Here is an 11,275-nt window from a genome sequence, read left to right as displayed (position 1 = left end):
ATGGCCGCGGACGATCCACGAGGACGCGAAGGACCATTTCTGCGTCTTCCGACGTACACGAATATCTGCCTTTAGTGCGGCATTGGACGATCCCGAGTTCGGCCATATCGCTCAGATGAAAGGGTAGTCGGGGTACCACCCACCAGAGAGATCAGGTCCGTCACCGTTTTGTCGCCGTCCATCAGGTGAATGAGGGTCAGCAACCGCTTTCCAACGGCCGCAAACAGCTTCGCGGCAACGGACAGCTGCCTTCGCGAAGGCCGGCCCTGAACTCGCGGGCGGTCGTGAAGGGCACGATGCGTTTTGATTGCAGCGTTTGACATACGTAGTTGCGCCCCCGATGGAATTTTGCAGGCCGGAAATTCCTTTTCTATCCCTGGTGACAGAGAGCCTACTTCAAGTTACCTTATCCAACCAGTAGGCAGAACCTTGAATTAGAAACCAAATAGACGAAACTGTTTAGAAGTTGGGATTTTATAGATGGGCCTACGCACAGAAACCGAGAAAATGTTGGCCGGAGAGCCTTACAATGTTCTCGATCCTTATCTCGTTGCAGAGAGATACAGGATAAGAGACTTGTGCCAGAAGATAAACTCATCAAGCGATGCGGATGAAGATCTACGACGGAACCTTTGCAAACATATTTTCGGGAAAGGTGGAGACACTGTGTCTATACAGCCACCCTTTTTCTGCGACTACGGTTCCAACATAGAGTTGGGTGCACAAGTATTTTTCAATTTTAACTGCATAGTTCTGGATGCTTGCCGTGTTCGTATAGGTGACTACGCGCTTTTTGGTCCAGGCGTCCAGATCCTGACACCGATGCATCCACTTGATGCTGCCCTTCGCCGCAAGCAGCTGTACGGAAAGCCGGTTGAGATTGGATCAGACGTTTGGGTGGGGGCCGGGGCAATTATCCTGCCTGGCGTGACCATCGGATCAGGCACTGTGATCGGTGCAGGCAGTGTCGTAACACGCGACATTCCAGCTGGAGTGTTTGCAGCTGGTAATCCTTGTCGCGTGATCCGAGAAATCTCTGCCAATGAGCGCGAAACCTACTCGCCAGCTAGCGACTAAGCTGTAAGGTCGCAACTCGTCCTTTCCAAGGCCGGTCAGTGTGAAAGGCGCAGCAAAGATGTAGAAGGGCAGGCAATTCGATTGCGACCACGCTACTGATGGAGGTCAGGCCCTGCTCGGTTCTCGTTCCGACTAGGTAACCCTCAGGATCGTCCCGCGGTGCTGTGAGCTGGCTACTGTTCGTGGTTGCTCCAGCGCGATCAGCTCACCGCCAAAAGGGCGCAGCGGTCGCCTTATTAGGCGCATGAAGCAGCCCTCCATAGGCGTGCGGATCTTGAGCGCGACGTTGTTGTGGTGCCTTCCCTCCCGCGGAGCTGCGGTGTTCCCCTCCGAGCGGCGAGCGCGAAAGGTTCAGCTTGCGTGATTCAGTAAGTCCCGGACACTTTTAAGATGCTCGCACAGATATCTGGCATTTGGACGAAGGCGAATGAGATGTCCTCAAAGCCGACGTGTACGCTGCTGGGTCACCTGCCAGACCTCAGAACTGCCATCCGGCTCGGCCGCGTGCTGGTGGATCTGTGACTGTTGAGCTATGCGGCACCCGCCACGCATCTGGTAGCACTCTTCGATAAGAAATAAGGGCGTCAATCTCTTTCGCCCGAAACCGCTCGATGGCTCACACAAGCCCAGCGACCTCACAGCGATTTCTCCATCGGCCGGCGACGAGTATGTGCTTTTGGATCCGCTCTCTTAACAGAGTGAGCGATCGAGATAAGCGTCGAATGCAGCAGCAACAGCCCGAGTCACAAAGCGGTGCTCCTGCCTCACGCGGATGCACCCCTTTTCGATGTCCACTATCCCGTCCTTGGCGAGCATGGCCAGGCGTTCAGCTGAATTGAGAAGAGGGACCGGGTCAAACCCGTGGGCGGCACAGATTGCCGGCACATCGGCCTCCAAATCGCACATTAGCCGCTCGATGATTGCGGCTCGGACGCGGTCTTCGTCGGTGAGTCGGCAGCCTTTTGCTGTCGCCAGACTGCCAGCTCTGATGTGGCGGCTGTAGGTACGGGTTGCAACTTCGTTCTGGACATAACCATCTCCGAGACGGCCAATGGCCGACGCACCGAAGCCGATCACGGTTTTGGGGGTGTCGGCCGAGTAACCCAGGGAGTTACGCCGCAAGCGACCGGCTTGCTGCACCAGCGTGAGTTGGTCGTCCGGCAAGGCGAAATGGTCAAGTCCGATCTGGCGGTAGCCTGCTGCAACCAACGTCTCTGCCACGGCCGCGGCCTGTTCGGCGCGGGCAGCGATGTCCGGCAGCGCGGCCTCCTCGATCAGGCGCTGGTTTTTCTTAAAAGACGGAACATGCGCGTAGCCGAACACCGCAAGTCGGTTGGGGCGCATGGCGGCCGCCGCGGCCGCGGTCTGGACGCAGGACTGCACTGTCTGCTTGGGAAGACCGTAGAGAAGGTCGAAATTGATGCGGTTCACTCCGTGCCGGCGTAGGTTTTCGACAGCGGCTGTCGTCTGCGCTTCACTCTGGACCCGATTGATCGTTTTTTGAACAAGGGGATCGAAGCTCTGCACGCCAAGGCTCGCGCGGGTCACGCCGGCTGCCCCTAAGGCTTCGGCCATCTCGGCCGTGAATGTGCGCGGGTCGATCTCGACGGCGATCGTAGCCGTTTTCCTAAACGCAAAACGGTGGCGCAAGAGTTCCACTAGGGTCAGGAACTCCGCAGGTCCGATGAGGGTCGGCGTTCCGCCGCCGAAGTGCACGTCGCTCACGGGCAGCTCCTGTGGCGCTTGCTCCGCGACCAAACGGAGCTCCTCACGCAGAACCGCCAGATAGTCGAGGATCGGTGAATCCCAGGAAGCGACGGTGGTGGGGAATCCGCAATACCAGCACATTGAGCGGCAGAACGGAATATGGAGATAGAGCGACACGGGCTCGTCAGCCGGCAGGCCTCTTAGCCATTCCTCACAAGCCTCGGCGCCGACCGCTGCAGAGAACTGCGGAGCAGCCGGATAGATGGTATACCAAGGCGGACCAGCGTTGCCATATTTTGTCAGGATTGAGCTTTGCAATGGTCCCTGTTCCTTCCTCAGATCGGCATTATCCTGACCGCTGCGCTCTATGGCGTCTTTGCGCTATGTCAAATCGGTCCGCCTTAGCCAGAAATCTGAATTCGGCGCTAGCCGCTGACTGCGGGAGCAGTCGCTACCCCTGACAATCATATTGCCGCCGAGCCACCGCGTGCCGTTCCGGCCCTCTAAATTGACATCTTCGGTTGATGTGCGTCGGGCCTCGAGTGCAGTTGAGCACTACTGACCTGCGACTCTCTTTCAGCCGGCATGCCAAGGAGTGTTTCTGTTCACTTGTTGAGAGGAACAGGACAGGCAAGTACGATCCCTCGAAAAATCTGACGTAGCCCGATTGGCCGCATCCTTGTTGGACAGCCGCCCCTATCCCGTCGGCCGGGCGCAGCCTGCCCGCAAGTGCCAATCTCCGCGACACGATGGACACCGATGAACTTGTCTCAGTCATGTTTGCGGAGATACTTTGGAGGCAGCGGATTGAAGAAGAAAACCCGCTAGGAAATCGCGCCTGCGAGGACGCGACCCGCCGTAGTTCAAACCGTGTGCGCGCAACTATCGAGGAATATCGGAAAGACCGGCCGAAGCGATTGGCGAGGTAGTTCGCGTCATTCCTACGGGTGGATAGCGCGGCTCTAGCCGTTTTCGCAGCCTATCCCGTCGTGATCGCGGTCGAGATCATAGATATCTGAACCTACGACAATGACTGGTCCGCTTACATACGCTGGTCCATTGCCGGTCCCGGATGAGCAATCGACATCACTGGCTATGGGGACGCAATTACCTGTGTAGTTTGGATCGCAGGCGCCCTGGGCATGAGCCAACAAAGTGACGTTGCGCCAAGAGCGATAACGCACAAACGACGAACGCCATGCCCGCCCCCGGCTTTCAAACCCCAGACCACCTTAGAGGCGCAAATGGGCCGGCGCAAGTTATCTAGCATGCAGAATATTGTAGTCCCGGAGTATGCGGCGGCCATAGCGGACGAGATCGCCGTTGGCCAGGAGATCGCCAAACGTTGCAATACCAGCGGCGTTGTCCAGGCATTCATGGCGCGAATGGGTGTGATCCAAAGAATCAACTTCACCAATCTGTTGAGTAGCATTAGACATCGCTGATCTAATGAAATCAGGGGTATCGCGGTCGATCGACGATAGCAGCTGATGCGCACCGAAGAAATCATCGCCTGTTTGATGTGATCTGCGCCCTTCTGATGTGGCGAGCTCAGGTGTGGAATTTGCGAACGCCGCGATCGGCGTGGAAGGAGCGCGAAGAGAGTATGTGCGGGATTGTGGGCATCGTCGGGCAGCAGCCGGTCGCGGAACGGCTGGTCGATGCGTTGAAACGTCTGGAATATCGGGGCTATGATTCGGCGGGTGTCGCGACCATCGACGGTGGAGCGCTTCATCGGCGGCGCGCCGAGGGCAAGCTCGTCAATCTCGAGGCAAGGCTGAAAGAACAGCCTCTTACCGGCACTATCGGGATCGGCCATACGCGCTGGGCGACGCATGGCGCGCCAACGGAACGCAACGCCCACCCACATTTCACCGACGGCATCGCAGTGGTGCACAATGGCATCATCGAAAATTTTGCTGAGTTGAAGGACGAACTGGCCGCTGCCGGCGTCGAGTTCCAGACCGAGACCGACACCGAGGTCGTCGCGCATCTCCTGGCAATACTTCGCCGGGATGGGATGGGACCGCGCGAGGCGATGTACGCGATGCTGAAGCGGCTGAGGGGTTCCTATGCTGTCGCTATTCTCTTCGAAGATGATCCGTCGACTATCATGGCGGCCCGCAACGGTCCCCCTCTGGCGATCGGCCATGGCAATGGCGAAATGTTCCTCGGCTCTGATGCCATCGCCCTGGCCCCTTTCACCAATGAAATCACCTATCTGATCGACGGCGATTGGGCGGTGATCGGCAAGTCGGGCGTCCATATCTTCGACATGGATGGCAACGTCGTCACCCGCCCGCGCCAGGTCTCGATGGCGAGGGCCTATCTGGTCGACAAGGGCAATCATCGCCATTTCATGGAGAAGGAGATCTACGAGCAGCCGGCTGTCGTAGCCCAGGCTCTCGGCCACTACGTCAACCTCATCGACAACCGCGTCGCGCCCGTTTCCAGCGCGATCGATTTCGCCAAGGTGCCGAGCCTTGCCATCTCCGCCTGCGGCACGGCCTATCTGGCGGGCCTGATCGGCAAATACTGGTTCGAACGCTATGCGCGCCTGCCGGTAGAAATCGACGTCGCGTCGGAGTTCCGCTACCGCGAGATCCCACTGTCGCCGCAGTCGGCAGCACTCTTCATCTCGCAATCGGGCGAGACCGCCGACACGCTGGCATCGCTCCGCTATTGCAAGGAGCATGGCCTGAAGATCGGCGCCGTAGTCAATACTCGCGACTCGACGATTGCCCGGGAATCCGACGTAGTCTTTCCGATCCTGGCCGGCCCGGAGATCGGTGTCGCTTCCACGAAGGTTTTCACCTGCCAGCTTGCCGTTCTCGCCGCGCTTGCGATCAGTGCCGGCAAGGCGCGAGGCACCGTCAGCCACGATGAGGAGCAGGCGCTCGTCAAGAGCTTGGCCGAGATGCCCCGCATTATGGGCCAGGTGCTGAACAGCCTCCAGCCGATGATCGAACTCCTGTCCCGGGAGCTGTCGAAATGCCGCGACGTGCTCTATCTCGGCCGCGGCACCAGCTTCCCGCTGGCTATGGAAGGCGCCCTGAAGCTCAAGGAGATTTCCTATATCCACGCGGAAGGCTATGCCGCGGGCGAGCTGAAGCACGGCCCGATCGCGCTGGTCGACGAAAACATGCGCGTCATCGTCATCGCGCCCCACGATCGCTTCTTCGAAAAGACCGTCTCCAACATGCAGGAAGTGGCGGCACGCGGCGGCCGCATCATCCTGATTACGGACGAAAGAGGTGCGGCCGCATCCAAACTCGACACGATGCACACGATCATGCTTCCCAACGTCGACGAGATCATTGCACCGATGATCTTCTCCTTGCCGGTTCAACTCCTTGCCTATCACACGGCCGTCTTCATGGGGACGGACGTTGACCAGCCGCGCAATCTGGCAAAATCGGTCACTGTCGAATAATCATCAGGCCGGAAACGTGACGACGTTGTGACTCCATGTCGGCTGTGACGGCCGCCGCGTTGCGATCTGACATATCCTCCGCTGGTCACCGATCTGGAAGACCTGCAGGCCATGCTGCCGATCCTCGAGGCCGTCGTGCAGACCCCGAAGCCGCTGCTCATCATCTCGGAAAACGTCGAAGGCGAGCCCCTGGCGACGTTGGTCGTCAACAAGCTGCGGGGCGGCCTGAAGATCGCCGCCGTCAAAGCGCCGGGCTCCGGTGATCGCCGCAAGGCCATGCTGGAAGACATCGCCGTCCCGACCGTTGGCCGGGTCATCTAGGAAGACCTTGGCACAAGCTCGAGAATGTCGGCATCAACATGCTCGGCCGCGCCAAGAGGATGTCGATCTCCAAGGAGAACATCATCATCGTCGACGGGGACGCTTCTGCTGCGCGACGGCTCAGGTGGGCGAGATTGCTGAAGCAGATATTGAGGGTGAGCTGATCTATCGCGGTCCGAATGTGATCATGGGCTATGCCCAATCCACCGCAGATCTGACCAAGGGGGGCGAGCTGATTGAACTCGCCACAGGCGATCTCGCAAGGCGTGGCACCGACGATCTTTACCGAATTTATCGGCCGCCCGCCCGGTGTATATAGCAACGCGTCGAACCCCCACCTTCGAAGAGTGTAACTGGACTACAGCCACTCGAACGGCCAGGCGAGGCCCGTCAGCCTGAAGGTAAACAAGCAAGACAAATGAACCTTGTGCTGGCGATGCCGCAGATCTTCCAATGGTCATCGCAAAACTGTCACGAGCGCAAGCAGCGGTTGTTTTGTTCTCGGTGAGAGCCACTACACGTTTGCCACTATTCGCTTCCTGGATGGCTTTTATCCAAACAATCAATTTTACCCATCTCGCGGAATACTGCATCGATAAGGTTACTTCAGGGGGAATCAGTTCCCTCGATCGCGAGATTTTGCGTGTAGCCCGCCGCCATGAATGTACCTTTGACGCATCTGCAACGCCTCGAGGCCGAGGCCATCCATATTTTCCGTGAGGTCGCGGCGACGTTTGCCAAACCGGTGATGCTTTATTCGGTGGGTAAGGATTCTTCGGTGCTTCTGCACTTGGCGATGAAAGCCTTCTATCCGGCTAAGCCGCCATTTCCATTCCTACACGTCGACACGACCTGGAAATTCGGCGAGATGATCGAGTTTCGCGACTCGATGGCCGAGAAACTGGGCTTCGACCTTCTTGTGCACGTCAATCAAGACGGCGTGCGCGACGGCATCAACCCGTTCGATCACGGCTCGAACACCCACACCCATGTCATGAAAACGGTGGGCCTGCGCCAGGCGCTCGACAAATACGGCTTCGACGCGGCCTTTGGCGGCGCCCGCCGCGACGAGGAGAAGTCGCGCGCCAAGGAGCGCATCTTCTCGTTCCGCAATGCGCACCACGTCTGGGATCCCAAGAACCAGCGTCCGGAAATGTGGAAGATCTACAACACACGGATCTCGCCCGGTGAATCGATCCGCGTCTTCCCGCTGTCCAACTGGACCGAGCTCGACATCTGGCAATACATCTTGCGCGAGGAAATCCCGATCGTGCCGCTGTATTTCGCCGAGAAGCGGCCGGTGGTCGAGCGCGACGGCATGCTGATCATGCGCGACGACGACCGCATGAAGCTCCGGGCCGGCGAGGTCATAGAGAACCGCCTGGTCCGCTTTAGGACGCTCGGCTGCTATCCGCTGACGGGGGCTATCGATTCCGACGCCGGCGATCTCGAAAGCATCGTCAATGAGATGCTGATTGCCCGAACCTCGGAACGCCAGGGCCGGCTGATCGACCGGGACGAGGCCGGCTCGATGGAAAAAAAGAAGCGCGAAGGCTATTTCTGAGAATGCGCCCCCTACTGGCAGAAAATCTCGTCGAGGCCGATACCGCCCGCGAGTTCATTGCCGACCAGGAAGAGAAGTCGCTGCTGCGCTTCCTGACCTGCGGTTCGGTCGACGACGGCAAGTCGACGCTGATCGGGCGCCTGCTTTCCGACACCAGGCAGATTTTCGAGGACCAGCTTGCCGCGCTCGAGCGCGATTCACGCAAGCACGGCACCACCGGCGACGACGTCGACTTCGCGCTGCTGGTCGACGGCCTCGAGGCCGAGCGCGAGCAGGGCATTACTATCGACGTCGCCTATCGCTTCTTCGCCACGCCGAAGCGCAAGTTCATCGTCGCCGACACGCCCGGCCACGAACAATATACGCGCAACATGGCGACGGGCGCTTCGACGGCCGACCTCGCCATAGTGCTGATCGATGCCCGTCAGGGCGTACTGCGCCAGACGCGGCGCCATTCGATCATCGCTTCGCTGCTCGGCATCCGCCACGTAGTGCTCGCGGTCAACAAAATCGATCTGGTTGGCTTCGACCGCGACGTATTTGCTGAGACCGTCGCCGACTACACGGAATTCGCGAAGGATCTCGGCTTCTCGTCGATCGTGCCGATCCCGATGTCAGCTCGCTTCGGCGACAACGTCTCCCGGCGCTCGACGCTGACCGGCTGGTATGCGGGCCCGACCCTGATCGATCACCTGGAAATGGTGGCAATCGGCGAAGCGAGCGAACAGCCGTTCCGGTTTCCCGTGCAGTATGTAAACCGGCCGAATCTCGATTTCCGCGGCTTCGCGGGAACGGTCGCGTCGGGCTCGGTTGCGGAGGGCGACGTAGTCGTTGTCGCGAAATCCGGCAAGCAGTCGCGGGTCAAGCGCATCGTCGCACAAGCCGGCGATCTCGAATGGGCGGTGGAAGGGCAGGCGGTCACCATAGTCCTGGAAGACGAGATCGAGGTTTCGCGCGGCAATCTCCTGGTTGCGCCCGAAGCACGGCCGCAGGTCGCCGACCAGTTCGCCGCCAACCTCGTCTGGTTCGACGAGCAGGCGCTTCTGCCCGGCCGCTCATACATATTGCGCACCGAAACCGACCAGGCGAGCGCGACCATTTCGGAATTGAAATACCGCGTCAATGTCAATGACTTCGCGCAGGAAGCGGCGAAATCGCTGGCGATGAATGAGGTCGGCGTCGTCAACATCTCGGCGCAGTCGCCTATCGCCTTCGACAGCTTCGCCGAAAACCGCACCACCGGTGCGTTCATCCTGATCGATCGCATCACCAATGCGACCGTCGGGGCCGGCATGATCCTGCATCGGCTGCGCCGCGCCGACAACATCCACTGGCAGTCGCTGGAAGTGACGAAGAGCGCCCGCGCTGCGGCCAAGCACCAGAAGCCGGCGGTTCTCTGGCTCACGGGGCTTTCTGGCTCGGGCAAGTCGACCATCGCCAATCTGCTCGAGAAGAAGCTGCATGCAAGCGGTCGCCACACCTACATTCTCGACGGCGATAATGTCCGCCACGGCCTTAATCGCGATCTCGGCTTCACCGACGAGGACCGTGTCGAAAACATCCGCCGCGTCGCCGAAGTGGCGCGCCTGATGGTCGACGCCGGCCTGATGGTGATCGTCTCCTTCATCTCGCCGTTTCTCGCCGAGCGCCGCATGGCGCGCGAAATGATGGGCGAGGGCGAGTTCATCGAGGTGTTCGTCGATACGCCGTTCGATGAATGCGCCGCACGCGATCCGAAAGGGCTCTATGCGAAAGCGCTCGGCGGCGAGATAAAGAACTTCACCGGCCTGGATTCGCCTTACGAACAGCCGGAAAACGCCGAAATACGGCTACAAACGACCGGCAAAACGCCGGAAGAGATGGTAGATGCGCTCGAAAGATCGCTCCATGAACGCAATATCGTCCAACGACCTGTTGACGACGAAAGTGGATCCATCTGACAAGGCGGCAATTCTGGCCCTTTTCGAAGGTCTGGCGCTTGCGGCCAGCCGCGCCATCATGGCGATGTTCGATGCCGGAATGGTGTTTGAGTCGAAAGCCGACGCCTCTCCCGTGACCGAGGCCGACCGCGCCGCCGAGCGGGTGATCCTTGAAGAGCTGCGCGAGGCGCTGGCCGGCATCGCCGGTGTGGCGGAAGAGGAAATCTCCGCCGGTGTGGTGCCGGTGCTGGTCATCAAAGCAGAGCTGTTGCGGAGTGCCGCGGAGAAGACAAACTCGAAGACTACGCAGCGCAATCCGTCGACAACTCGACTTTCTCAGCATGTTCCTGCCGTCCTTTTCGCCGGATCTCTGATTGCCCGCTTGGAAGTCTTCTGCATCATGGTGACGGGCGTGGTCCCCTCGCCGGCAATGTAACCACGTCGCTGACCGGAACGGGCTTCAGTCGCGAGAGCCCTCATCTTCTCGGAGTGGGTTGGAACTTCCTCTATGTCGGCGTGTCATTGGTCTCTGCGCACGGCCCGTCTCAGCCGGTGTGCACCGGTTTGGTAACGCAGGCTTTGGCGGCTATGCTGCAGCGAGTAGCTGGCGTCCACATCAGGTCTCTCCAATCAGGTTTCGACAACCCGTTGGATTCACGACCGCGCCAGCTGCTCAACCCCTTCGACGAGATCACTATTGGAGCACGGGGGGCTTTGTGTGGAGGTAGATCCACGCATCCACTAACCTATTGAACTATAATTATGATCAGGGGAAGATAACCGGGTGATCGGCGACAGAATCACACCTACCGGCAACCACCGTCCGTCCAAAAAACCAAGGGGGTCTCCGGATGCTCTGGCCGCCAAAACTTTTCTAGACAGGTTCTTACATGTCTGAATGCTATTTTCTGAACTGACATTTTTCTATACAGCACTCCATAAAAGCCGTAAAATTGATTGTTTCGATGGTTCCCATCCACGCTATGGATAAATGAACACGTGCGCTTCAAAGGCCTTGATCTAAACCTCCTCGTCGCGCTNGACGCNNTNATGAANGAGCGNAANCTCACCGCTGCCGCACGCAGCATCAATCTGAGCCAGCCCGCCATGAGCGCGGCCGTCGGCCGGTTGCGCGACTTTTTCCGTGATGAGCTATTTACGATGAGGGGCCGCGAACTTGTCCCAACACCCCGTGCGGAGGGGCTTGCTCCCGCCGTCCGCGAGGCGCTGCTACACGTCCAGCTCTCCATCATT

7 protein-coding genes and 2 pseudogenes are annotated in these 11,275 nt (G+C 59.1%); 8 read left to right on the top strand and 1 reads right to left on the bottom strand.

The window, feature by feature from the left end; genetic code table 11:
• The first annotated feature begins 480 nt into the window (after window positions 1-480).
• Window positions 481-1,077: a sugar O-acetyltransferase gene (locus M727_RS40700; RefSeq protein WP_084646940.1), complete on the top strand. Its 597-nt coding sequence runs from the start codon at window positions 481-483 to the stop codon at window positions 1,075-1,077.
• A gap of 690 nt (window positions 1,078-1,767) precedes the next feature.
• Here the strand turns inward: M727_RS40700 and hemN are convergent.
• Complete coding sequence (gene hemN / locus M727_RS0128425) at window positions 1,768-3,102, bottom strand: oxygen-independent coproporphyrinogen III oxidase (protein WP_027155467.1); 1,335 nt, start codon at window positions 3,100-3,102, stop codon at window positions 1,768-1,770.
• A 1,288-nt stretch (window positions 3,103-4,390) separates the two neighbouring features.
• Here hemN and glmS point away from each other — a divergent pair.
• The 7 genes and pseudogenes from glmS to nodD1 all read left to right on the top strand — a co-directional run.
• Complete coding sequence (gene glmS, locus M727_RS0128415; protein ID WP_027155465.1) at window positions 4,391-6,217, top strand: glutamine--fructose-6-phosphate transaminase (isomerizing); 1,827 nt, start codon at window positions 4,391-4,393, stop codon at window positions 6,215-6,217.
• A 102-nt stretch (window positions 6,218-6,319) separates the two neighbouring features.
• Window positions 6,320-6,636 (top strand): annotated as a pseudogene (groEL, locus tag M727_RS0128410) (chaperonin GroEL); the annotation flags it as partial.
• A gap of 26 nt (window positions 6,637-6,662) precedes the next feature.
• Window positions 6,663-6,857, top strand: a complete 195-nt coding sequence (locus M727_RS41860; protein WP_156941661.1) for a hypothetical protein — start codon at window positions 6,663-6,665, stop codon at window positions 6,855-6,857.
• A 339-nt stretch (window positions 6,858-7,196) separates the two neighbouring features.
• Window positions 7,197-8,102 carry a sulfate adenylyltransferase subunit CysD gene (gene cysD / locus M727_RS0128400; protein ID WP_027155462.1) on the top strand — a complete coding sequence of 302 codons (906 nt, stop codon included), beginning with the start codon at window positions 7,197-7,199 and terminating at the stop codon, window positions 8,100-8,102.
• A gap of 2 nt (window positions 8,103-8,104) precedes the next feature.
• Window positions 8,105-10,042: a sulfate adenylyltransferase subunit CysN gene (gene cysN / locus M727_RS0128395; protein ID WP_027155461.1), complete on the top strand. Its 1,938-nt coding sequence runs from the start codon at window positions 8,105-8,107 to the stop codon at window positions 10,040-10,042.
• Window positions 9,969-10,457 carry a hypothetical protein gene (locus tag M727_RS42550; protein ID WP_198032715.1) on the top strand — a complete coding sequence of 163 codons (489 nt, stop codon included), beginning with the start codon at window positions 9,969-9,971 and terminating at the stop codon, window positions 10,455-10,457. The genes cysN and M727_RS42550 overlap by 74 nt, the downstream gene beginning before the upstream one ends.
• Before the next feature lie 563 nt (window positions 10,458-11,020).
• Window positions 11,021-11,275 (top strand): annotated as a pseudogene (gene nodD1 / locus M727_RS37825) (transcriptional regulator NodD1); the annotation flags it as partial.

Origin of the sequence: Mesorhizobium sp. WSM2561, assembly GCF_000513915.1 — a bacterium.
Taxonomy (GTDB): Bacteria; Pseudomonadota; Alphaproteobacteria; order Rhizobiales; family Rhizobiaceae; genus Mesorhizobium; species Mesorhizobium muleiense.
Note: the sequence above shows the minus strand (reverse complement) of the source record. Positions and strands in the feature narration are given on the sequence as shown.

Bases quoted from the DNA above. Each gene is read 5' to 3' on its own strand.
- glmS (WP_027155465.1), top strand. From the start codon at position 4,391: ATGTGCGGGATTGTGGGCATCGTCGGGCAGCAGCCGGTCGCGGAACGG.
- M727_RS40700 (WP_084646940.1), top strand. From the start codon at position 481: ATGGGCCTACGCACAGAAACCGAGAAAATGTTGGCCGGAGAGCCTTAC.
- cysD (WP_027155462.1), top strand. From the start codon at position 7,197: ATGAATGTACCTTTGACGCATCTGCAACGCCTCGAGGCCGAGGCCATC.
- cysN (WP_027155461.1), top strand. From the start codon at position 8,105: ATGCGCCCCCTACTGGCAGAAAATCTCGTCGAGGCCGATACCGCCCGC.
- M727_RS42550 (WP_198032715.1), top strand. From the start codon at position 9,969: ATGCGCTCGAAAGATCGCTCCATGAACGCAATATCGTCCAACGACCTG.